This is a genomic window from Albirhodobacter sp. R86504, assembly GCF_042466415.1.
GTDB lineage: Bacteria > Pseudomonadota > Alphaproteobacteria > Rhodobacterales > Rhodobacteraceae > Albirhodobacter.
The window spans coordinates 2,497,501-2,520,723 of the sequence record NZ_JAXHCH010000002.1 but is presented as its reverse complement, the minus strand read 5'-3'; the positions used below and the strand labels follow the sequence as shown (position 1 = coordinate 2,520,723).

Here is a 23,223-nt window from a genome sequence, read left to right as displayed (position 1 = left end):
CGGATGCCCTGACGCGGGCAATTGCGGAGGCCGGAGATACGACCCGTTTCACGAAAGAAACTCGCTCAAGGCGCAAAAAGTTCCTTATCCGCCAGCGCGAGGATGATCACGAAAGCCTGATCCGTTGCCTGACATACGAGTTGAAGCGCCTCACCGATAGCCATTTCCCGCCCCAAAACGCCGCGATTACCCCTCCGCCTGAACCTCTTGCCGTTGCACGCCCAACCCCTCCACGCCGAGCTCGACGATGTCGCCTTTGCGCAGGTAGCGCGCCGGCTTCATGCCCACCCCCACGCCTGGCGGCGTGCCCGTTGAGATAACATCGCCCGGATGAAGCGTCATGAAGTTTGAGAGATACGCCACGACATAGGCGGCCCCGTAGACCATCGTGCGTGTCGAGCCGCGCTGCATATACTCGCCGTTAACCTTTAGCCAAAGCTCAAGGGCTTGCGGGTCCGCGATTTCATCGCGCGTCACCAACCACGGCCCGAGCGGGCCGAAGGTGTCGCAACTCTTGCCCTTCGTCCACTGGCCGGAACCCTCAATCTGATACGCGCGCTCGGACACGTCATTGGCCACGGTAAAGCCTGCGACATAGCTCATCGCATCTTCTTGCGAGACGTATTTTGCCTTCGTGCCAATGATGATCGCAAGTTCCACCTCCCAGTCGGTTTTCTCTGACCCACGCGGCAGCAAGATCGGATCGTTCGGCCCGCAGATCGCGGACGTCGCCTTCATGAAAACAACGGGTTCGGGCGGGACCGCCATTCCCGCCTCGGCGGCATGATCCGCGTAGTTGAGGCCGATACAAATCATCTTGCCGGTGCCCGCAACACAAGGCCCGAGCCGCGTCGACGCGGGAACAACGGGCAAGTGCGACGGATTGATCGCCCGCAACTTCTCAAGACCAGCCTCAGACAAAACCTCCCCGCCAATATCTGGGACGATGCCTGTGAGGTCGCGCATGACGCCGTCGTCCCCGATCATTCCCGGCTTCTCTCGACCTATTTCTCCGTGACGTAGCAGCTTCATGCGCTTCCCCTTTCATGCTCTGCGGAGCCTCTCGCCCCTGCTGGATTGATCCGGTGACTAGACCCGTGCAACGGGCTGAAGGCAAGTTGTGCAAGCCCCCGCTACGGGTTGGCGACACGAGGTCGCTGTGCCAACATGCCACGTGCCAACCTGTCACACTGGACAGTGGTACGCGTTGCTATAGGTCTTGCGTCATAATTGAATGGAGACGACTGATGGATTTCTCGGCACTTGAGCTCGCGCGTATCCAGTTCGCCTTTGTGGTTTCGGCGCATATCATCTTTCCCGCGTTCACAATCGGCCTCGCATCCTATCTAGCGGTGCTGGAAGGTCTGCATATGTGGACGGGGCGCGAGGTTTACGCGCGGATTTTCGAATTCTGGAAGCATATCTTTGCGGTCGTCTTCGGGATGGGCGTCGTATCGGGCATTGTGATGTCCTACCAGTTCGGCACGAACTGGGCCGTATTCTCGGATCGAGCGGGACCGATCATCGGGCCACTTATGGGGTATGAAGTGCTCTCCGCCTTCTTCCTTGAAGCGGGCTTCCTTGGCATCTTGCTCTTCGGACGTAAGCGCGTCTCGCCCAAAATCTACATGGGCGCCACGTTGATGGTTGCCATCGGCACATTTGCATCGGCGTTCTGGATTTTGTCGGTGAACTCGTGGATGCAGACACCGCAGGGCTACTCGATCAATGAGGTCGGGCAGTTCGTTCCTGAGGACTGGATTAAAATCGTCTTCAACCCGTCCTTCCCCTATCGCCTGACGCATATGTTGCTGGCCGCCTATTTGACGACCGCGCTGGTCGTCGCGGCAACGGCGGCATGGCAGCTTCTGCGCGGAGTGCGCGATGAGGCGGCGCGGGTGATGCTGCGGATGGCAATCGGCATGCTGATCGTCGTCGCCCCGCTTCAGATCCTCGCAGGGGATGCGCATGGCCTCAACACGCTGGAACACCAACCGGCTAAAATCGCCGCGATGGAGGGGCACTGGGAAACGAAGGCGGGCGCGGGGCTCATCTTGTTCGGGTTGCCTGACGATCAAGCCGAAGAAACCCGTTTCAAGATCGAGATCCCCTACGCTTCGGCGCTTATCCTCACGCATTCGCTTGATGGCGAAGTTCCCGGATTGGGCGATTTCCCCGCCAATGAGCGCCCGCCGATGGAGATTGTGTTCTGGTCCTTCCGTGTGATGGTCGGTCTTGGGTTTGCGATGCTGGGCCTCGGCGCTTGGGGTGGCTATTTGATGTGGCGCAAACGCATCGCGAGCACCCGCTCGTTCCACTGGGCGACGCTGATGATGGGGCCTGCTGGCTTTGCTGCTGTGCTGGCGGGGTGGATTACAACCGAAGTCGGCCGCCAACCATGGACGATCTATGGCTTGATGCGAACCGACGAGTCCGCCTCGACGCTCGACGCGGCGACAGTATCGGCCTCTCTTACCGCCTTCGTGATCGTTTATTTCTGCCTGTTCGGGGCAGGTACGGTCTACGTCCTTCGCCTGATGCACCGCGGACCTGCTAATCCGGTGCCTTTGGAGAATACGCCGACACATGCCGCAGGTCGCGCGGCACCTATTCAGGATGTGACAACCGACGAGAAGGAGGCCCACGAATGACCGCCATGTTTGCACAATTCGGCTTGCCGGAGATTTGGGCAGGGCTGATTGCCTTCGCGGTGCTAACCTATGTTGTTCTTGACGGGTTTGATTTGGGGATCGGGATCTTGTTCCCCTTCTTCAAACACGAGGACGAGCGCACGATGGCCATGGATACGATCGCGCCGATCTGGGACGGGAATGAGACATGGCTCGTGCTCGGCGGGGGCGGTTTGTTGGCGGTGTTCCCTTTGGCCTACGGGGTGGTCCTGAATGCGCTTTATGTGCCGATCATCATCATGCTGCTCGCGCTTGTCTTTCGCGGTGTCGCTTTTGAATTCCGTGGAAAAACGAAAAACTGGAAAGTGCTCTGGGATGCCTCGTTCTTCGCGGGCTCCCTGACCGCGACCTTGGCCCAAGGCGCAATTCTGGGCGGTCTCTTGCAAGGGCCGAAGATCGAAGGCCGCGTGTTCGCAGGCTCGGTTTGGGATTGGGCAACACCTTTCGCGCTCATGACCGCGCTCGCTCTCGTGGCAGGCTATGTGATGCTCGGGGCCGCGTGGCTCGCGCTTAAGGCGGATGGTCCGACAGCAGAATTCGCCCGGAGCATCGGGCGCAAGGCCCTGTCTGCGACGGTCATCTTTATCGCGATTGCTTCGCTGGCGACACCCCTCCTGAACCCCGTGTATTATGAGCGTTGGTTCGTCTGGCCGGGCCTCATCCTATCCGGCCTGATGCCGGTGCTGGTTCTGGCCTCTGCGTGGCTATACCTGCGAGACATCAATTCAGGTGCGGGGCTGAAGGCCTATCTGGCGGGGATCGGTATCTTCGTGATCAGCTTTGCAGGGCTTGGCCTGTCCGTGGCACCTTATATCGTGCCGCACTCGATTACGATCCGTCAGGCCGCCGCGCCCGACAGCTCGCTCGGTTTCCTCTTGGTGGGTGCATCCGTCCTCTTACCAATCATTCTCGCCTATACCGCCTACGCCTACTGGGTATTTCGCGGGAAGAGCAGCATCGATCACCACTACTAATGGCGCCGCGCCCTGCGCCCGGCATATCAAAATGCGTGGCCTGCGAAGCTTATTCGCGGGCCATTTTTCATAAATCGCCTAAAATTTACGCAAAAATTGACGTGCGGGTCGTGGTGACGTAGCGTCTCATCAACAATACCCAAAGCCTATCCGTTTGCGTCCCCTACCATCATCGAAAACCCGTTGCCCGCAGAGGACTTTCCGTTTACGACATCCTCAATGTCGCTTTTAGAGACATTTGCGTCGTTTCAACACGTTACGCAATTGCCCGACCATATGTCAGGGCACGTAGTATTGCCCTCTCGCCGCGCAGTAAGCGGGAGAGCCTATTCATAAACTGCAAGACAGGAGTAACCCTATGAAGGCCAATCTTGCCAAAATTCTTGTTTCGGCTTCTTTCACCGCCCTCGCGGCTCCAGCCCTCGCTGAAGACTGTGGTTCGGTATCGATCGCGGAAATGAACTGGGCGTCCGCAGGTGTTGCGGCGTGGGTCGATAAGATCATCCTCGAAGCCGGCTACGATTGCGACGTCGAGCTGGTGACGGGCGACACGATGCCAACGTTCACATCGATGAACGAAAAAGCCGAACCCGACATGGCGCCAGAGCTTTGGGTCAACGCGGTGAAAATTGCGCTCGACCAAGCTGTGGAAGAAGACCGCATGGTCATCGCAGCGCCTTTGCTGGAAGATGGCGGCGTTGAAGGCTGGTGGATCCCGAAATATATCGCGGATGCGCATCCTGATATCAAAACCGTTGAAGACGCGCTCGCGCATCCTGAGCTGTTCCCAGCACCGGAAGACGCTTCGCGTGGCGGGATCTATAACTGCCCGGCAGGCTGGAACTGTCAAATTTCCACCCAGAACCTCTACGACGCTTACGGCGCTGAAGAAAAAGGCTTCGATCTGATCGATACCGGTTCGGCTGCAGGCCTCGACGGCTCGATCGCCAACGCGTATGAGCGTGAACAAGGCTGGTTGGGCTACTATTGGGCTCCGACATCGGTTCTCGGTAAATACGAGATGGTCGCGCTCGATTGGGGTGTGCCGAACGACAAAGAGGCATGGGATAGCTGCATCTCGCAGGCCGATTGTGCCGATCCCAAGCCGAACGCCTACCCTGTCTCTGATGTGTTCACCGTTGTCACCAAAGGCTTCTCCGAGAAGGCTGGCGTCGCGATGGATTACGTAACGACCCGTAAGTGGGACAACCAAACGGTTGGCAAGATCCTTGCGTGGAAAGACGACAACCAAGGCTCGAACGAAGACACCGCCTACTACTTCCTTGAGAACCACAAGGATATGTGGAGCGCTTGGCTTCCGGCCGATGTTGCTGAAAAAGTTGCAGCAGAGCTGTAATCGACAGTTACATCTCAAGGCGCGCGGACGAACTTCGCGCGCCTTTTTCTTTTCCTAATCCGGAGATTTAATAATGGCCAGTTGCTGGGGTTTGCCCGAGGTCCTGTGTGAGTTCCCCTCCCTTCCCAATAGCTCGTTGCGAGTGCTGCGGAAGGGCATTGATGATGGCTTCAGAGGGATCGTGAGGCAATACTCCGATCTGATCGATACCGCGACAGCTCCAATGCAGCTGTTCCTCAATGGTCTTGAAGATGCGTTCACCAACGCGCCATGGCTGTTGGTCATGGTCATCTTGCTCGTGATTGTCTGGCTTGGCTCACGCCAATGGCAAACCGTCCTCGGCACATCGATCGCGATGGCGCTGATCGGCGTATTCGGCCTTTGGGAAGATACGATGACGACCCTTGCGATGGTCACGGTTGCGACATTCATCGCAATCTTGATTGGCCTGCCACTCGGTATTTTGATGGCCCGCTCGGATCGTTTTCAGAGCTTCCTTTCGCCTGTTCTAGACCTGATGCAAACGATGCCATCCTTCGTTTATCTTATTCCGGTGGTTGTGATTTTCGGCATCGGGAAGGTCCCGGGGCTTATCGCTGTTGTGATCTACGCCGTGCCGCCGATGATCCGCCTCACGAACCTTGGTATCCGCCTCGTGGACCGCGAAGTTATTGAGGCCGCGGATGCGTTCGGCGCGGACCGCAAGCAAAAGCTCTTTGGGGTTCAGCTGCCGCTCTCGCTTCCGACGATCATGACGGGGGTGAACCAGACCATTATGATGTCGCTTTCGATGGTCGTTGTAGCCTCGATGGTTGGTGTTGGAGGTTTGGGCAAAAACGTCCTGCAAGCAATCACGAACCAATATTTCACCGTCGGCTTCCTAAACGGCTTCGCGCTCGCCGCGATTGCGATCATCTTCGACCGCACCAGCCAAGCCTTCGGCAAACGTCTGCAAAAACATACGGAGGTTGGCCATGACTGAACGTTCAGGCATCCAGATCCGCAGCCTATATAAAATCTTTGGCGCGCATCCCGAGCGCTATATCAAAGCCGTGAAAACGGGGATGACGAAGGAAGAGCTTAACGACAAGCACAACCACGTGCTGGGTTTGCAAAACATCAATCTCGATATCGAGCCGGGTCAGATTTCGGTGATCATGGGCCTGTCCGGCTCGGGTAAATCAACCCTAATCCGTCATATCAATGGGTTGATCGAGCCAACCGCGGGCGAAATCCTGTATGAAGGTCGTGATGTCGTCGCGATGGGCCCCACCGAATTACGAGCCTTCCGCCGCGAAAAAACGGCCATGGTCTTCCAGAAGTTCGGACTTTTGCCCCACCGCACCGTGTTGGAGAACACCTGCTACGGGCTTGATATCCGTGGCATGTCGCGTGAAGAAGCGGAGCCGATTGCACGCAAATGGATTGATCGCGTCGGTTTGACAGGGTTTGAGGATTACTACCCCAAACAGCTGTCCGGCGGGATGCAACAGCGCGTCGGCCTTGCGCGCGCGCTGGCCAACGATGCGGATATCTTGTTGATGGACGAGGCCTTCTCGGCCTTGGACCCACTGATCCGGATGGATATGCAAAAGGTTCTTCTTGAACTGCAAGACGAGTTGCAAAAGACGATCATCTTTATCACGCATGACCTCGATGAGGCGCTGCGCTTGGGCGACAGCATCGCCATTTTGCGCGATGGGAAGATGGAGCAGGTCGGCACAGGGCAGGATATCGTTCTGCGGCCTGCGAATGACTATATTGCCGAGTTCGTACGCGAAGTGAATCGCGGCCGCGTGATCCGCGCGGATCGTCTCGCACGGCCGATGAATGAAGGCGAGGAGATGCCGCCATTCACGATCAAAGGCGCCACCGTCATTGAGAAAGTTGCCCGCGCAATGTCTGAGGCCGGGGTGGATGTCGCCCAAGTCTTGAACAAAAAGGGCGAGAACGTTGGTGTCATCGACAGCGCCACCATTTTGCGCGCGATGGTTACCCCGAGCGACGTCGCCGCCTAAGGCGCCATACTACCGCTGAAAACGCAAAACGGGGGGCCATTGCCCCCCGTTTTTATGTCAAATCGAACGTTGCCTTCACTCGCCGTAAGGCAGCCAGATCGTCTTGATCTGCGTTGCCCGGCGCAAGAACTCCGTTCCTTGGCCGTCGCGTGCCCAATCTCGGACGATACCGCCATCGGTCCAAACCGCCTTCAGGTTACCCGTGGACGCCGCCTCAACGCCTGCGCCCCCGTCAGCCGAACCGCAATACCACAGCGCCGCAACATCATCATGCTCCGCCAATGTCTTGGCCAGATCGTCGCGCGGTCCGGTGATGAGGTTCACGACACCTGCGGGGATATCTGATGTCGCGAGAACCTGCATAAGGCGCGCGGCGATCAGGGGGTGGCTTTGTGATGCGACGACAACGGTTCGGTTGCCCATCGCAATCGCAGGCAGAATCAACGAGAGCATTGATAGAAGCGGCGCCTCGTCAGGGCACACAAGGCCCATCACGCCCCAAGATTCCGGCACGGCCAAAGTGAGATGCCGTGATTTCGTCGAATGCACCGCGCCGTCGAACTTATCGGCCTGCGCCGCGTAATAGAAGGCGCGCCGGATCGCCGCATCGACTTCTGCTTTCGCGTTTTTCTCGCCCGTCGAAGCGGTGAGAAGATCCGCGAATTCGGTGGCGCGTTGCTCAAGATTTTCCGCGAAGTAATACAGGACTTGTGCACGGTTATGCCCCGTCGCACCGCCCCAGCAAGCCGCTTTCGCCGCCGCCTCTACAGCGTTGCGGATATCCTTGCGCGAGCCATACGCGGCCTGACCGAGAGCCCCTTTGGCCCCCGACACACTATAGCTTTGGCCGTTGTCGGCACGGGCCTGCTTGCCGCCGATGTAATGTTTGGCAGTGACGTCGATCCCCGAATCTGCCCCCTCCCCCGACGCGGGCAGAGCGGTGATCGGGCTCGGCGCAGGGCGCGATTTGCCCTTGGCTTTTGGTTCTACCAGATATTCGAGCATCCCTTCGCGCGCCCCTTCACGGCCAAACCCGCTCTCGCGCATCCCGCCAAACGCCGCACCTGCGTCGAAGAGGTTGGTCGCGTTGATCCAGACCACGCCCGCCTTCACCTTGGCCGCCACTTCAATCGCGCGGTCGATGTTTTGCGACCAGATCGACGCTGCCAGACCGTAGCGACTGTCATTTGCCAACTGCACGGCCTCACCGCTTGTCCGGAAGGTCAGTGTGGTCGCCACAGGCCCGAAAATCTCCACGTTAGAGACGCCATGCGCAGGGTTCGTTCCCGTAAAGAAACCGGGCGCGCAGAAGCTTCCCTTCGCGGGCAACTGCGCCGGGGCGCGGTGCAAGGTTGCACCCTCGGACACGCCTTGGGCGAGCAATCCCTCGACCCGAGCGAGTTGCTTGGCCGAGACCACCGCCCCGATATCCATCGTCTTGTCGAGAGGATCACCGATGCGCAGCGTCTCCATACGCGCGCGGAGTTTGGCGAAAAACCGATCCGCGACGCCTTCTTGCACCAAGATCCGCGATCCTGCACAGCAGACCTCGCCTTGGTTGAACCAGATCGCATCCACAACCCCTTCAACGGCCGCGTCTAGATCTGCATCTTCAAACACGATGAACGGCGATTTGCCGCCCAACTCGAGGGAGAGTTTCTTGCCGGAGCCCGCGATCTGCTTGCGAATGACGCGGCCCACTTCGGTCGATCCGGTGAAAGCGACTTTATCGACGCCCTCATGCCCCGTAATCAACGCACCTGTTGCGCCGTCGCCTTGAACGATGTTCACCACCCCCTTCGGCAGGCCGATTTCGACGCAAATTTCAGCAAACGCTTGCGCGGTTAACGGAGTCAAATCCGCAGGCTTCAGCACGACCGTATTACCCGCCGCCAAAGCGGGCGCGATTTTCCATGCCAGCATCAAGAGTGGGAAGTTCCACGGGATTACCTGCCCACAGACGCCCACGGGGCCTAGATCGGGGAATTCGCTCTCAACGAGCTCAGCCCATCCAGCATGGTGATAAAAATGGCGCGCGGCGGTCGGGATGTCGATATCCCGCGTCTCGCGAATTGTCTTACCGTTATCCATCGTTTCCAGCACGGCCAGAAAACGTTCCCGCTTTTGGATATGTCGCGCAATCGCGTAGAGGTATTTCGCGCGCTTGTGACCTGGCAGAGCGGCCCAAGGGCCCTGCGCCTTGCGCGCCGCCTTAACTGCCGCATCTACTTCAGCAGCTCCGCCGATATGCAGCTTTGCGAGCACAGTCTCATGCGCCGGATCGACCACATCAACCTGCGCGCCGCCCATCACGAACGTCCCGTTGATGAAATGACCAACGCCGTTCGCGTGACCCGCCAGCCACGCCTTCACCTCGGAATTGCTTTCCATCGCTGGCCCGTATTCCATGCTATCCATCAGTTCCTTAATCGTCGGCATCGGATTTCCTCAGGCCATCGCGTGGCGGTTAGCGGCCGAATAGCGGCCCGTGACATGATGTTCGATCTGGCGTTCGATATCGGCCAACATCGAGGACGCACCGATCCGGAACAGATCATTTTGCAGCCAACGCGTGCCCAGTTCTTCCTTCATCAGGATTTGCCAAGTCATCGCATCTTTCGCAGATTTCAGCCCGCCTGCGGGCTTAAAGCCAACAATCTGGCCGGTGTATTCGCGGAAATCTCGCAATGCGCGCAGCATCGTCAAAGAAACCGGAAGGGTCGCGTTCACGTCTTCTTTGCCAGTCGATGTCTTGATGAAATCAGATCCTGCCTGCATCGCCACCATCGAGGCCTTATAGACATTGGAGAGCGTCTTGAGATCACCCGTCGCCAAGATTGCCTTCATATGCGCCGCGCCGCAGGCCTCGCGCATGGCCTTGATTTCGTCGTAAAGCGCTTGCCAGTTGCCTGTGAGAACATGCTCCCGCGTGATGACGATATCGATCTCGCGGGCCCCCTCCGACACCGCATAGTCGATTTCCGCAAGTCGAAGCTTGAGTGGCGTCAGGCCTGCTGGGAAGCCAGTCGCAACGGAGGCCACCGGAATTCCCGACCCCTCCAAAGCCGCAACCGCATGCGGAACCATCGTCGGGTAAACACACACGGCGCCCACGGTGATCGGATCAATACCGAGCGCCTCGATCAAATCTGATCGAACCGGATGTTTCGCTTTCGCGCATAGTCGCTCAACGCGCCCTGCGGTGTCATCGCCCGCCAGTGTCGTCAGATCAATGCACGTAATCGCCTTGAGCAGCCACGCGACCTGCCACTCTTTTTTGACCGAGCGCCGTGCGCCAAGTTGCGCGGCGCGGCGCTCGGCTGCGGATAGATTGACACTGACCGTCTCAAACCATTCCGGCGTATAGGCAGTGCCCGTCATGCGGGGGAAATCATGCGTCATCTCGACTCCTGTCTCGATCCCGCGAGGAAAGCGCGGGCCTGTTTGACCGCAAGTGTAACGGCGCAGCGGGGATAAGAGAAAGGCCGAAAACGCCCATTTCCGTAACGCTCTGCCACAAGACACAGCACTGCAGCGATCTTGCGCCGTTGCCGCGTTTCGGGCATGACGCATCTTTAGACATCATCCGCGAGGCATGAAGATGGACTACGGAAAATCCGGCGCGCCTAAAAAAGGCAAGAACACCCCCCGCCACCAAGAACACAACGCCAAAGGCACCGACAAAAACCCATTTGGCGATGGTCAAACAAAGGCAGAGCTTCTGGCGCGGATGAAAGCGGCAGCCACGGCGAAGAAAAACACTCAATAAGCCAATCGACGCGCTTTCGTCTCCACCTGCGGCGAAGCGCGTTGTTTTCCCTTTCGGATTGTGGCCTTGCGGTTGAGGCCGCAAAACGCGAGCATCCCGTTAAGCGTATCACAACAACGTGAGTGCAGGCTCCCCTTTGTAACAGACTGCGGTTTCAGCCGTAGTGAACTGTATGACAAACGCGGGCTCCGGCCAGCTTTATGGAGCCTTATGATGAAAAAGCCGATCCTTTTTGCCGTTCTCGCCGTAATCGCGGTGGTTATGGCTATGCTCTTGCGCCCTTATTTCCCCGATCTTGCAGGTGTACGCGACCTTCTGGCGCAAGCTCAGGGCTGGCGCGATGCGAACTTCTCTTTGCTATTTAGCGCATATTTCTTCGCGTATGTTGCAGTCACCGCATTTTCCCTGCCGATCGCGACTTGGCTCACTTTGGGCGCGGGTGCTCTGTTCGGGTTCTGGGGCGGCTTGTTGCTGGCCTCTTTTGCATCAACCATTGGGGCGACCTTGGCTTTCCTCGCTGCGCGCTACCTGCTGCGGGACTGGGTTCGCGCACGCTTGGGCGCGCGCGCCGACAAAATTGACGCCGGATTACAGCGCGACGGAGCATTCTACCTCTTTACGCTGCGTCTGATCCCTGTCGTCCCCTTCTTCGCGGTCAATTTGTTGATGGGCCTCGCGCCGATCTCCGCTTTGATGTTTTATGGGGTGAGTCAACTTGGCATGCTCGCCGGGACAGCCGTCTTCGTCAACGCGGGGACGCAACTCGCGCAGATCGACAGCCTTTCGGGGATCGTCTCGCCTGCCCTCCTCGCATCCTTCGCCCTTTTGGGCCTGATGCCGTGGATCGCGCGTTTCATTCTCGCCGCCATTAAGGCGAAGCGCGTCTATGCGAACTACCCGCGCCCTGCGAAATTTGATCGCAATCTGATCGTGATCGGCGCTGGCGCAGCCGGCCTCGTATCATCCTATATCGCCGCTGCCACAAAAGCGAAGGTGACTCTGGTCGAAGCGCATAAGATGGGTGGCGATTGCCTGAACTATGGCTGTGTTCCATCGAAGGCCTTGATCAAAAGTGCGAAAGTCGCGCAGCAAATGCGCCACGCAGATCGCTACGGCCTGACGCAGACCGATACGCCCGTTCCGTTCCGGTACGTGATGGCGCGGGTCCACGAGGTGATCGCGAAGATCGCACCGCATGATAGCGTGGAGCGGTATACCGATCTGGGCGTTGAGGTCTTGGAGGGATATGCGCGCATCGTGGATCCCTGGACCGTCGAGATCAAGCTGAACTCCGGCGAGATTCAACGCCTGACCACACGCGCAATTGTCATCGCAACAGGGGCTGCACCCTTCGTACCGCCACTTCGAGGGCTGGAGGAGGTCGGCTATTTGACATCTGACACCCTGTGGGAGGCCTTGCGCGATCAAGATCACGCGCCCAAACGCCTTGCGGTGCTGGGTGGTGGCCCGATCGGGACCGAGCTCGCACAAAGCTTCGCGCGCCTTGGATCACAGGTTGTGCAGATCGAGATGGGCGATCGCCTGATGGCGCGCGAGGATCGTGACGTCTCCGATCACGTCCGCGCCGCATTGGAAGCAGATGGCGTCACTGTCATGACGGGCCACAAGGCGCTGGCCTGCGGCGTGACCGATGGCGAAAAGTGGATTGAGGTCGAGCATGAAGGTGAAACCCGTAAGATTGCCTTCGATGCGCTGCTCGTTGCTTCGGGTCGCAAACCGCGGCTGAGCGGGTTCGGCTTGGAAGAACTGGGGATTGAAACCGGCCGCACGGTGGAAACCAACGATTATTTAGAAACGCTGTTCCCCAATATTCTCGCGGCGGGCGATGTGGCTGGGCCCTACCAGTTCACCCACACCGCCTCACATCAAGCGTGGTTTGCATCGGTCAACGCGCTGTTCGGACAGTTCAAGAAATTCCGCGCCGACTACCGCGTGATCCCTTGGGCCACGTTCACTGACCCGGAAGTCGCGCGTGTAGGCCTGTCAGAGGCAGAGGCCGTCGAGCAAGGAATAGCGTTCGAGGTTACGCATTACGGAATCGATGATCTGGATCGGGCGATTGCGGATGGGACGGATGCGGGCTGGGTGAAGGTGCTCACCGTGCCGGGCAAGGATAAGATACTCGGCGTCACAATTGTGGGGGCGCAGGCAGGTGATCTGATCGCTGAGTTCGTGCTGGCGATGAAACATGGGCTCGGGCTGAACAAGATCCTCGGCACGATCCATATTTACCCCACGCTTGCGGAGGCAAATAAGTTCGCAGCAGGTGAATGGCGCCGCGCCCACGTCAATCCGCGCCTCTTGGCCTTGGTCGAACGCTATCACACGTGGAGGCGCGGATGATCGACGCCGCTTTACTTCCCCTCCAAAAGCGAGCGATGGCGCCTTTGGCCCAAGCCCTTGCGCGGGCGGGCGTCCGTGCGGATCACATCACGCTTTTGGGGTTCGCGATCGGCGCGGCCGCGATGATCGCGGCGGCATGCGGCGCATTCGGGCTGGCTTTGCTCTTGGTAATCGGCAACAGGCTTGCCGATGGTCTGGATGGCGCGGTTGCGCGCCTGAATGGCCCCACGGATCGCGGCGCGTTTCTTGATATCTCACTGGATTTCGCGTTTTACGCGCTGTTCCCATTGGGGTTCGCGGTAAGTGACCCGGCCAATGCACTCCCCGCGGCGGTCTTGATCGCGAGCTTCGTGGGCACAGGCTCATCCTTCCTCGCGTTCTCAATCATCGCGGCACAACGCGGCGAGCATGCCGCGGCCTTTCCCACCAAGGGTATCTACTATCTCGGTGGTTTGACGGAAGGCTTTGAAACAATTTTGCTGTTCCTCGCCATGTGCCTATGGCCGCACCTGTTCGCGCCGCTTGCCTATGTCTTCTCCGCCGCCTGTGCGGTGACGACATTGACGCGCTGGCACCACGGCTGGGTCGCATTCGCAGCGCCTAAGACTAAGTAAATGAGACCAGCCGCAAATCTACGACCTGTATGAGTAAACCTTTTAATACCGAGACCGGAGACGCCATGAAAACGCCATTCGCTATCACCCTCGCCCTGCTACTTGCCACGCCCGCCTTCGCGGATTGGGACGATACGCTCGCCGCTGCGCGCGGACAGACAGTGTACTGGAATGCTTGGGGCGGCGATGCGCGCACCAATGCGTTTATCGATTGGGTCGGCACGCATACCGAAGAGCGGTACGGCGTGAAGGTGGAGCAGGTTAAACTCACCGATACTGCTGAGGCCGTGACGCGCGTGCTGTCCGAAAAATCTGCCGGTCGGATGACGGATGGAACGGTAGATCTGCTCTGGGTCAATGGGCCGAACTTCCTCGCGATGAAAACTCAAGGCTTGCTGCACCCCCCCTTCGTCGCCGATCTGCCGAACGCGCGCTATCTTGATCTTGGGCCTGATAGTCCGGCTTCCGTTGATTTTACGGTTCCAACCGAAGGGATGGAAAGCCCGTGGCGTTTGGCGAAATTCGTTTTCACCTACGACAGTGCGCGCATTGACACTCCGCCTGCGACGATGGCCGATTTCGTTGAATGGACCGCCGCAAACCCGGGCCGGATGACGCATCCTGACCCGTCGAATTTCATGGGAGCGACATTCCTCAAGCAAGCCTTGATCGAACTCGCGCCCGATATGGCCGCCTTACAATCCGAGGTGAATGATGATGCCTACGAGGCGGCTACGGCCCCTCTTTGGGCTTGGTATGATGCGATAAAGCCGAACCTTTGGCGCGGCGGCGAAACCTTCCCTGAGAATGAATCCGTTCAGCAGCAGCTATTGAATGACGGTGAGGTTGATATCGCGATGTCGTTCGATCCCGCCTCAGCCGCCAGCGCGATCATGCAGGGGCTGCTGCCCGAAACGGTGCGGGTTTATACGCCTGAGGCTGGTTCGATCGGCAACATCAGCTTTGTGGCGATCCCCTTCAATGCCGCTCATTCTGAGGGAGCGCAGGTCGTTGCAAACTTCCTGATTGATCCGGAAACCCAAGCCCATATGCAAAATATAGACGTGTTAGGGTCATTTTCAGTCCTAGATCCGGCCAAACTTGACGCCGCAGCACAGGCTCGGTTCGAGGCCTTGCCAAGCAATCCCGCCCTGCCCGAACTCGCAGATCTCGGCCCAACATTGCTCGAACCCCACGCAAGTTGGATGACCAAACTGACGCAAGATTGGACGCGTAGATACGCGCAGTGATGATACCGGTTGAGGGCAGACAAAAATTGGGCGCACATGCACGACAGGGGGCGGTTTTAGGACTGATCCTTGGCGTGTTGATCCTGCCTGTTCTCGCCGGATTATGGGATACGCTCCGATCCGCCTTCGGCGTCTCGCCGATTTTGGGACGCAGCACCCCCAGTCTTGCTCCGTGGTTGGAACTGTTTGATCTCGCGGGGGTGGCGAGAAGTCTGCGACTATCGCTGGTCACGGGAGTGGGCTCGACGCTGATTTCTTTGTGCATCGCCATCGGCACCTGTGCCGCATTGGGCGGCCGGATGCCGCCGTTGCTAACACGCGGACTCGCGCCGTTTCTCGCCGTCCCACATGCGGCAATGGCTGTAGGGCTCGCGTTTCTGCTCTCGCCTTCGGGCTGGATCGCCCGCCTACTCGCGCCCGCGTTCGACTGGGCGGTCCCGCCGCAGATTGCCACCGTCAATGATCCGCTGGGGATCGCGCTGATGATGGGCTTGGTCGTAAAGGAAACCCCGTTTCTGATCTTCGTGATCTTGTCTGCGCAGGCACAAATTCCAACGCGCCAATACCTCGCTGTAGGCGCGTCGCTCGGATACGCAAGGGGCGCGGCGTGGATCAAACTGGTCGCGCCTTCGGTCTGGCCCCTGATCCGCTTACCGGTGCTAGCGGTGTTATCCTACGCCCTCTCGAACGTCGATATGGCCCTCATATTGGGGCCATCCTCTCCGCCAAGCTTTGCGGTCGCCGTCATGCGTTGGTTCACAGCGCCGGATCTTTTGATGACGCTGCCCGCATCCGCGGGGGCGATTTTACAAGCCGCCCTTGTTGCGGGCGTATGGGGCGCGCTGATCGGCGCGGAAAGAGTGATCGCTCGATTGGGGCGGATATGGCTGCGACGGGGAGCACGCGGCGCGATGCTGAGTGGCGCCGTCAGGGGCGCCGCGCTTTTCTGCGCGGCTTTGTTCGTCGCGGGAACGCTTGCAATTCTGAGCTTGGCAATATGGTCGATCACGTGGCGCTGGTCGTTCCCGTTGATCCTGCCTGAAAGCATTTCCTTACGGCCTTGGGCACAGTCTTCGGGGTGGCCAAGCGCCCTGAAAACGACCCTAACCTTGGCTATTGGCGCGGTCGGGATGTCGCTCGCGATGGCGATCCTGTGGCTGGAAGCGGAAGACCGCGGCAAGCTTCGCCTTCCGGTTTGGATCCTATATCTGCCCCTGATCGTACCGCAGATTGGATTTCTCTACGGGTTACAATCCAGCTTCTTGCGAGCCAGTTTGCCTCATGGGATGATTGCGGTGATCTGGGCACACTCTTTGTTTGTCTTTCCCTACATCATGCTCGCTTTGCGCGATCCTTGGCGCAATCTGGATGCGCGGCATCGGTCCGCCGCCGCCAGCCTCGGCGCCGGACCGATGCGCCGTCTGCTGCGGGTAAAGCTACCGATGTTGCTCGCGCCAATCCTTGCGGCATGTGCGATTGGCGTCGCGGTCTCGGTCGCGCAATACTTGCCAACCCTGTTTATGGGCGCGGGTAGAATTGTGACCCTCACCACAGAGGCCGTCACCCTTTCATCAGGCTCCGACCGCAGGATCACCGGCGTGTTCGCAGCCTTGCAAGCGAGCCTGCCGTTGCTTGCCTATCTCGCCGCGTTCGCGATCCCGCGGTGGCGCGCACGCCATTTCAGCCGGATATGAAAATGACCCTCAGACTAGATCAACTGACCGTCCTCACGCCCAACGGGCAACCACTTTTCCAACCGGTTAACGTGAGCGTGGCAGGGGGTGATATTTTGAGCATTGTCGGTGCGTCAGGCATCGGGAAGTCTACCTTACTTGACGCAATCGGCGGTCATCTCAAACCGGAGTTTCGCGCACAGGGTCATGTGGATTTAAACGGAACTGATCTGCTGGCCCTACCGGCAGAGCGCCGTGAGGTCGGGCTCGTGTTTCAAGATGCCCTCCTGTTTCCCCACCTCAGCGTCGGGGATAACATCGCATTCGGTCTGCCATCTCGGATCAAAGGCGCGAAGGCACGTCGCGCCGCCGTCAATGCCGCGCTGGGGCAAGCGGGGTTGGACGGGTTTTATGCGCGAGACCCCGCCACGCTCTCGGGGGGGCAACGCGCTCGCGCCGCGCTCATGCGCTGTCTGATTGCTGAGCCGAAGGCCGTTTTATTAGACGAACCATTCTCGAAGCTCGATCCGGTCTTGCGGATCGACATCCGTGATTTCACATGCGCGCACATCCGTGCGGCTCAAATTCCGGCTTTGCTTGTGACACATGATCTTGACGATGCGACAGCCGCAGGTGGTCATATCGTCGAGCTAACGCCCTAACCCTCACGCGCTCGGCGGCGGCGCTTGAACGGTGATCCCTGAATCCGTCAGGCTCTTACGGAGGTGCCGCGCCATATCGACCGCACTCGCCGTGTCGCCATGCACGCATATCGTCTCAATCCGCGCGGGAATTTCTTTACCACTTGCAGAAATAATCGCCCCCTTCCGGATCATCGTCTTGATGCGATCGGCGGCTGCGATAGGATCATGTAGAACCGCATTTGGGTCTCGACGGTCAATCAACGTGCCGTCATCGCGGTATCCGCGATCTGCGAATATCTCACCCGACCATGTCGCATTCATTGAAACGGCCGCCGCCTCCATCGCGGTTCTCGGCAGGATCAACAACCGGATATCGGGTTGTAAGGCGAGCGCCGCCGCAAAGCACACCCGAGAGAGGTCTTGGGACACCATTGCCATGTTTGAGAGGGCGCCGTGCAATTTGAAATGCCGCAATCGGGCGCCACGGGCGCGCGCCATGCCGATCGCCGCGCCGAGCTGGTATTGGATAAGGTTGGTTAGTTCCGGCGCGCTCAAGGTCATCTGGCGGCGCCCGAACCCTTTAAGATCCGCAAAGCCGGGATGCGCGCCCAAGGCGACGTTATGTCGAAGTGCCTGATCCATCGTGCGAGCCATCACATCAGGGTCCCCCGCATGAAATCCGCAGGCGATATTGGCCGATGTCACCGTCTGTAAGAGGGCCGCGTCATCGCCCATTTCCCACGGGCCAAACCCTTCGCCCAAATCCGCATTGATATCGATCACATGGGTCATATGTCTCACTCCAGATCATCGCCACGCGTGACGCCGCTAATTAATTGATAGGATAGCAGATCCGCGATGTCCTGCGGATCGCGGATGCGGCGTCGGAGGCGGCTTGAGAGCGCCTTCATCACATCGGCCGGTGCGCGGTAGCTCTGATCGGCGTCTTCCACGCTCACCCATTTAAACCGCAATTGCGCTCCGGCGGGCGCTTGTGCGGCAATCGGCAGATCCTCGGCGAGAACCGTCCCGATCCTCGGATAGCCACCAATGGTCTGGCATTCCGACATCAAGAGATAGGGCAGACCCTGCCCCGTCATCTGAACATCGCCACATGTAATTGCATCCGAGATCAGACCGGCAGGGCGCAACGGGGTGAAGCCACCCGCCTCATGATCGAGGCGTAACCCTTGACGGTTGGATGCCGCGCTACGGCAAAACGTTGTATCAGCGAAGCGGTTTAGCGTCTCTTGGCTGAACATGTCCGTCTGCGGGCCAGGCATGATGCGCAACAGGCCGCCGTTGAAACGATCTTCAACCGCGAGCGTTAACGGGGCGCGATCGGGCGAGACATCGCGGTTCAACAGAAGTTCGTCTCCTTGCTTCAGTCTCGCACCAATCTCGGCGCTCAGATGGGCCGAATGGCTGCTGAGCACGGCGGGCACCGCGATCCCCCCAGCGAATGTCAGGTAGCCGTAGCTGCCCGATTGCATGGCACCGATCGTAAGGAGCTGCCCCGGCAACAGAAGATGGGATGCGTTCCAGCTAATCGCGTTGCCATCGATCTGCGTCTGGCAAGGCGCGCCGGTCAATGCAAACCGGACGGCGTGATCGGATTTGAACGTGGCACCCGATCCGATCATCTCAATAGCGGGGAGGTGGGTCCTGCTTTCCAGCAAAACCGACGCCTCCGCGAGCGCTCTGCGATCCATCGCGCCGGCGGGTGAAAGCCCCTGCGCCGTAAACCCCTCCCGCCCGAGATCTTGCACAGACATCATCTGCGCCGCGCGTATGACTGTGATAACCGTCTTCATGGAACGTCTTTCACGGTCGCTCCGCCGAGTCCCTCATCGTCCGAAGTCCGCAGCGCGTCCAGCGTTTCTCGATCGGTCGGCTCAAACCTAATCATGTCATCTGGCCGCGGCGCAAACGGCGTTTTCCTATTGGTATCAAATGGCTTGAAGGCAACTTGGCCGATCCATCGCCACCCTGTCGGGCTGGGATTTGCAAAGAGAACAATTTGCCGGAGCGCGACCACCAAAGCGCCTTGCGGCACTTGCGGGGTGAGACTCGTTTGACGCGGCATGTTCCAGTTCTGGGCCAGATGTCCAAGGTACGGCTGCCCCGGCGCAAAGCCAATAGCAAGAACACTTAGAGTTGATGCGGCGAGTTGGTCCACGGCTTGGTCTGCGGTAAGTCCTGCGATCTGTGCCGCCTCATCAAGCTGAGGGCCATATTCACCGCCAAAAACCGCGGGGATGGTCCATAAGCGACGCGGCGCGGAATGGCTTGAGTGATCATCCTTCGCGAGGACGTCGCGAACATGGTCGGCCAAATCACGGCGCTGGATCAGCGCCGGATCAAAGTTGATCCGAACAGATGTCAGAGCCGCTGCGATTTCCGTGACACCGGCGATATGCGCGCGATTCAATGCAGAGGCAGCGGCTGCAGCGAGCTGATGATGATCAACGTAGCCATCGCCGAAGCGTATCAAGAGAGCCTGCTGTCCCAGCGGCCATATCTGAGGGTCGGGGGAGGTCGTGGAAGGCCGGCTGATCTTGGTTTCTGACATGATCTCCTCCTTTCCGCTTATGTCGACAGTTATAAATGTCTCGGCCTGTCTACTCTATGGGGTTATTTATAATATTTGGTGTTTGTATTTTGGTTGTGCACAGCGGGGCTGATCTGGGGCGCGCTTCAGCCGATGCCGAAGGCGCTGAAGATCGTCGGTCGGTTCAGGAAGCGTGACATGGTAGGACTGCGCGGGTCAGGCAAATGGGGAGAGGGAGGCGAGGTCATATGCCCTCAATTTCCCCGCTTTCTTGATCGTGTATCGGAGTGGTGTGGTCGATCAAACAGGATCCCGCAAAACGCGACATCCTGTTGGAGTGTAGCAACAACCATTTCGCGTGGACGCATATAGTTTGAGAAGAGACGCGAGGTCGTATTCTCGGTGTATTTGTGAGTGGCGCTAGGGTCGGGTGACGCTGCGTTGTGTTGGTTTGCGAGGTTGGCTTGCGACTTTTCTGCGGGGTCAAACGCCAAAAACCCGCCGGAGCGGGTTATGAAGTATCTGATATTGTTGATGAATTAGTGTTGGTTGCGGGAGTAGGATTTGAACCTACGACCTTCAGGTTATGAGCCTGACGAGCTACCGGGCTGCTCCATCCCGCGACGGTGTGCGATTTGTTGCACGTTTTGCCCCTTGGGCGGTTAAGCTTTTGGGGTTTTTTGAGTATCGTTTGAGAGAATATCTTGGTTCTTACTAGGTTTGGCGGTGACCTACTCTCCCACGTCTTAAGACGCAGTACCATTGGCGCGACGGCACTTAACTGCCGGGTTCGGAATGGAGCCGGGTGTTTTGCTCGCGCTATGACCACCAAACCGAGAAAGAACCATGTCCAAGTCAAGTCACTGACGTTTATTGTGTATACTTGTTGATCGTAGAGTTTATCTTCTACTGGATCAAATCAAGCCTATCGGGCAATTAGTACCAGTCAACTGAATGCATTGCTGCACTTACATCTCTAGCCTATCGACGTGGTGGTCTTCCACGGCCCTCAAGGGATACCTAGTTTTGAAGGGGGCTTCCCGCTTAGATGCCTTCAGCGGTTATCCTGTCCGGACATAGCTACCCAGCACTACCGTTGGCACGATAACTGGTCCACCAGTGGTCCGTTCACCCCGGTCCTCTCGTACTAGGGGCAACTCTTCTCAAGTATCCTACACCCACGGCAGATAGGGACCGAACTGTCTCACGACGTTCTAAACCCAGCTCACGTACCTCTTTAAACGGCGAACAGCCGTACCCTTGGGACCTGCTCCAGCCCCAGGATGAGATGAGCCGACATCGAGGTGCCAAACGATGCCGTCGATATGGACTCTTGGGCATCATCAGCCTGTTATCCCCAGCGTACCTTTTATCCGTTGAGCGATGGCCCTTCCACTCGGGACCACCGGATCACTATGACCGACTTTCGTCTCTGCTCGTCTTGTCAGACTTGCAGTCAGGCAGGCTTCTGCCATTGCACTCAACGAGCGATTTCCGACCGCTCTGAGCCTACCTTCGCGCGCCTCCGTTACTCTTTGGGAGGCGACCGCCCCAGTCAAACTACCCACCACGCAGGGTCCCGGATCCGGATAACGGACCGCGGTTAGACATCAAGAGTGCGAAGGGTGGTATCTCAAGGGAGGCTCCACAGAAACTGGCGTTTCTGCTTCAAAGCCTACCACCTATCCTGCACATCACAATCCTGATGCCAGTGCGAAGCTATAGTAAAGGTGCATGGGGTCTTTCCGTCTAACCGCGGGTAGTGTGCATCTTGACACACAGTTCAATTTCGCTGAGTCCACGTTTGAGACAGCGGGGAGATCGTTACGCCATTCGTGCAGGTCGGAACTTACCCGACAAGGAATTTCGCTACCTTAGGACCGTTATAGTTACGGCCGCCGTTTACTGGGGCTTCAATTCAGAGCTTGCACCCCTCCTTTTAACCTTCCAGCACCGGGCAGGCGTCAGACTGTATACGTCGCCTTACGGCTTCGCACAGCCCTGTGTTTTAAGTAAACAGTCGCCACCCCCTAGTTTGTGCCCCCTACCCAGACTTGCGTCCGAATAGGGCCTCCTTCTCGCGAACTTACGGAGGCATTTTGCCGAGTTCCTTAAACGTGGTTCTCTCAAGCGCCTTGGTATACTCTACCTGTCCACCTGTGTCGGTTTAGGGTACGGTCTTGCGGAGGGCTATTTCCAGGAACCCCTAAGCAGCCCCTCCAATCCGATAAGGAGGAACTACACTCGGGATCCGTCACCATCTCCTGGCCCAGGAATATTAACCTGGTTCCCATCGACTACGCCTTTCGGCCTCGCCTTAGGGGCCGGCTTACCCTGCTCAGATTAGCTTTAAGCAGGAACCCTTGGACTTTCGGCGAGAGGGTCTCTCACCCTCTTTGTCGCTACTCATGTCAACATTCTCACTTCTGATCACTCCACCGGATCCCTCACAGGCCGGCTTCACAGTCAGAACATTGCCTCCAAACTTCCCGAAGGAAGCAAAGAGGCAGCGTTCTATATCACAGAACGCTCCGCTACCACGTGCACCTTGCGGTACACATCCAAAGCTTCGGCTCGTGGCTTGAGCCCCGTTACATCTTCGCCGCAGGACAACTTATCTAGACCAGTGAGCTGTTACGCTATCTTTAAAGGATGGCTGCTTCTAAGCCAACCTCCTGGTTGTTTTGGTCGTCCCACCTGCTTTCCCACTTAGCCACGAATTGGGGGCCTTAGCTGTTGGTCAGGGTTGTTTCCCTCTTCACGACGGACGTTAGCACCCGCCGTGTGTCTCCCGGATAGTACTCATGGGTATTCGGAGTTTGGTTAGACTCAGTAAGGCTGTGGGCCCCCATCATCCATCCAGTGCTCTACCCCCCATGGTATTCGTCCGAGGCGCTACCTAAATAGCTTTCGCGGAGAACCAGCTATCTCCAAGTTTGATTGGCCTTTCACCCCTAGCCACACGTCATCCGGACCCTTTTCAACGGGTGTCGGTTCGGACCTCCAGTAAGTGTTACCTTACCTTCATCCTGCACATGGCTAGATCACTTGGTTTCGGGTCTGATCCATCGAACTCATTCGCCCTTTTAAGACTCGCTTTCGCTGCGCCTACACCTAACGGCTTAAGCTTGCTCGATAGACCAAGTCGTTGACCCATTATACAAAAGGTACGCCGTCACTTCTCAAGGAAGCTCCGACTGCTTGTAGGCGTCCGGTTTCAGAAACTGTTTCACTCCCCTCGTCGGGGTGCTTTTCACCTTTCCCTCACGGTACTGGTTCACTATCGGTCAGTAAGGAGTACTTAGCCTTCGAGGGTGGT

General features: G+C 58.2%; 17 protein-coding genes, 1 tRNA gene and 2 rRNA genes (1 of these 20 only partly in view). 11 read left to right on the top strand and 9 right to left on the bottom strand.

The annotated features are described in order from the left end of the window. Nucleotides 1–186 precede the first annotated feature (186 nt). A complete protein-coding gene (locus SJY32_RS14160) occupies nucleotides 187–1,032 on the bottom strand; it encodes a fumarylacetoacetate hydrolase family protein (RefSeq protein WP_376876671.1) in 846 nt (281 codons plus the stop codon). Between the two features lie 215 nt (nucleotides 1,033–1,247). On the opposite strand from SJY32_RS14160, the gene SJY32_RS14155 reads away from it, so the two are divergent. The 5 genes from SJY32_RS14155 to SJY32_RS14135 all read left to right on the top strand — a co-directional run bounded on the left by SJY32_RS14155 (nucleotide 1,248) and on the right by SJY32_RS14135 (nucleotide 7,039). Continuing rightward, nucleotides 1,248–2,651, top strand: a complete 1,404-nt coding sequence (locus SJY32_RS14155) for a cytochrome ubiquinol oxidase subunit I (RefSeq protein ID WP_376876668.1) — start codon at nucleotides 1,248–1,250, stop codon at nucleotides 2,649–2,651. Continuing rightward, nucleotides 2,648–3,664 carry a cytochrome d ubiquinol oxidase subunit II gene (gene cydB, locus SJY32_RS14150; RefSeq protein WP_376876665.1) on the top strand — a complete coding sequence of 339 codons (1,017 nt, stop codon included), beginning with the start codon at nucleotides 2,648–2,650 and terminating at the stop codon, nucleotides 3,662–3,664. Before SJY32_RS14155 ends, cydB begins: the two co-directional genes overlap by 4 nt. Nucleotides 3,665–4,022: 358 nt before the next feature. Beyond that, nucleotides 4,023–5,021 (top strand): glycine betaine ABC transporter substrate-binding protein, encoded by a 999-nt coding sequence (locus SJY32_RS14145; RefSeq protein ID WP_376876662.1) that lies wholly within the window; start codon nucleotides 4,023–4,025, stop codon nucleotides 5,019–5,021. Between the two features lie 70 nt (nucleotides 5,022–5,091). Beyond that, on the top strand, nucleotides 5,092–6,003 hold the full coding sequence (locus SJY32_RS14140; RefSeq protein ID WP_376877765.1) for an ABC transporter permease: 912 nt from the start codon (nucleotides 5,092–5,094) through the stop codon (nucleotides 6,001–6,003). Next, nucleotides 5,996–7,039 (top strand): glycine betaine/L-proline ABC transporter ATP-binding protein, encoded by a 1,044-nt coding sequence (locus SJY32_RS14135; protein ID WP_376876659.1) that lies wholly within the window; start codon nucleotides 5,996–5,998, stop codon nucleotides 7,037–7,039. Before SJY32_RS14140 ends, SJY32_RS14135 begins: the two co-directional genes overlap by 8 nt. A 75-nt stretch (nucleotides 7,040–7,114) precedes the next feature. Here SJY32_RS14135 and SJY32_RS14130 read toward each other — a convergent pair whose 3' ends face one another. Next, nucleotides 7,115–9,478, bottom strand: coding sequence for an aldehyde dehydrogenase family protein (locus SJY32_RS14130; protein WP_376876657.1), 2,364 nt, complete (start codon nucleotides 9,476–9,478; stop codon nucleotides 7,115–7,117). A gap of 9 nt (nucleotides 9,479–9,487) precedes the next feature. Beyond that, nucleotides 9,488–10,441, bottom strand: a complete 954-nt coding sequence (deoC, locus tag SJY32_RS14125; RefSeq protein ID WP_376876654.1) for a deoxyribose-phosphate aldolase — start codon at nucleotides 10,439–10,441, stop codon at nucleotides 9,488–9,490. Nucleotides 10,442–10,640: 199 nt separating this feature from the next. On the opposite strand from deoC, the gene SJY32_RS14120 reads away from it, so the two are divergent. The 6 genes from SJY32_RS14120 (at nucleotide 10,641) to SJY32_RS14095 (ending at nucleotide 17,371) form a co-directional block, all read left to right on the top strand. Beyond that, nucleotides 10,641–10,808, top strand: a complete 168-nt coding sequence (locus SJY32_RS14120) for a hypothetical protein (protein WP_376876651.1) — start codon at nucleotides 10,641–10,643, stop codon at nucleotides 10,806–10,808. A 213-nt stretch (nucleotides 10,809–11,021) separates the two neighbouring features. Continuing rightward, on the top strand, nucleotides 11,022–13,172 hold the full coding sequence (locus SJY32_RS14115; protein WP_376876649.1) for an FAD-dependent oxidoreductase: 2,151 nt from the start codon (nucleotides 11,022–11,024) through the stop codon (nucleotides 13,170–13,172). Next, complete coding sequence (locus SJY32_RS14110; protein ID WP_376876646.1) at nucleotides 13,169–13,786, top strand: CDP-alcohol phosphatidyltransferase family protein; 618 nt, start codon at nucleotides 13,169–13,171, stop codon at nucleotides 13,784–13,786. The genes SJY32_RS14115 and SJY32_RS14110 overlap by 4 nt, the downstream gene beginning before the upstream one ends. Nucleotides 13,787–13,851: 65 nt before the next feature. After that, a complete protein-coding gene (locus SJY32_RS14105) occupies nucleotides 13,852–15,036 on the top strand; it encodes an ABC transporter substrate-binding protein (RefSeq protein ID WP_376876643.1) in 1,185 nt (394 codons plus the stop codon). Then, the gene (locus tag SJY32_RS14100; RefSeq protein ID WP_376876640.1) at nucleotides 15,036–16,730 is read left to right on the top strand and encodes an ABC transporter permease; all 1,695 of its coding nucleotides are present in this window, start codon (nucleotides 15,036–15,038) and stop codon (nucleotides 16,728–16,730) included. Before SJY32_RS14105 ends, SJY32_RS14100 begins: the two co-directional genes overlap by 1 nt. Before the next feature lie 2 nt (nucleotides 16,731–16,732). After that, on the top strand, nucleotides 16,733–17,371 hold the full coding sequence (locus SJY32_RS14095) for an ATP-binding cassette domain-containing protein (protein ID WP_376876637.1): 639 nt from the start codon (nucleotides 16,733–16,735) through the stop codon (nucleotides 17,369–17,371). Between the two features lie 3 nt (nucleotides 17,372–17,374). On the opposite strand, the gene SJY32_RS14090 is transcribed toward SJY32_RS14095, so the two are convergent. The 6 genes from SJY32_RS14090 to SJY32_RS14065 form a co-directional block, all read right to left on the bottom strand. Next, entirely contained in the window at nucleotides 17,375–18,145 is a 771-nt protein-coding gene (locus tag SJY32_RS14090; protein WP_376876635.1) for a LamB/YcsF family protein, read from the bottom strand. Between the two features lie 5 nt (nucleotides 18,146–18,150). After that, entirely contained in the window at nucleotides 18,151–19,167 is a 1,017-nt protein-coding gene (locus tag SJY32_RS14085) for a biotin-dependent carboxyltransferase family protein (RefSeq protein WP_376876633.1), read from the bottom strand. Next, nucleotides 19,164–19,925, bottom strand: a complete 762-nt coding sequence (locus SJY32_RS14080) for an allophanate hydrolase subunit 1 (RefSeq protein ID WP_376876630.1) — start codon at nucleotides 19,923–19,925, stop codon at nucleotides 19,164–19,166. Before SJY32_RS14080 ends, SJY32_RS14085 begins: the two co-directional genes overlap by 4 nt. 525 nt (nucleotides 19,926–20,450) lie before the next feature. Continuing rightward, nucleotides 20,451–20,527: transfer RNA gene (locus SJY32_RS14075), tRNA-Met, on the bottom strand. 95 nt (nucleotides 20,528–20,622) lie between these two features. Beyond that, nucleotides 20,623–20,737: ribosomal RNA gene (rrf, locus tag SJY32_RS14070) — 5S ribosomal RNA — on the bottom strand. A gap of 82 nt (nucleotides 20,738–20,819) precedes the next feature. After that, nucleotides 20,820–23,223: ribosomal RNA gene (locus SJY32_RS14065) — 23S ribosomal RNA — on the bottom strand (it continues 431 nt past the right edge of the window).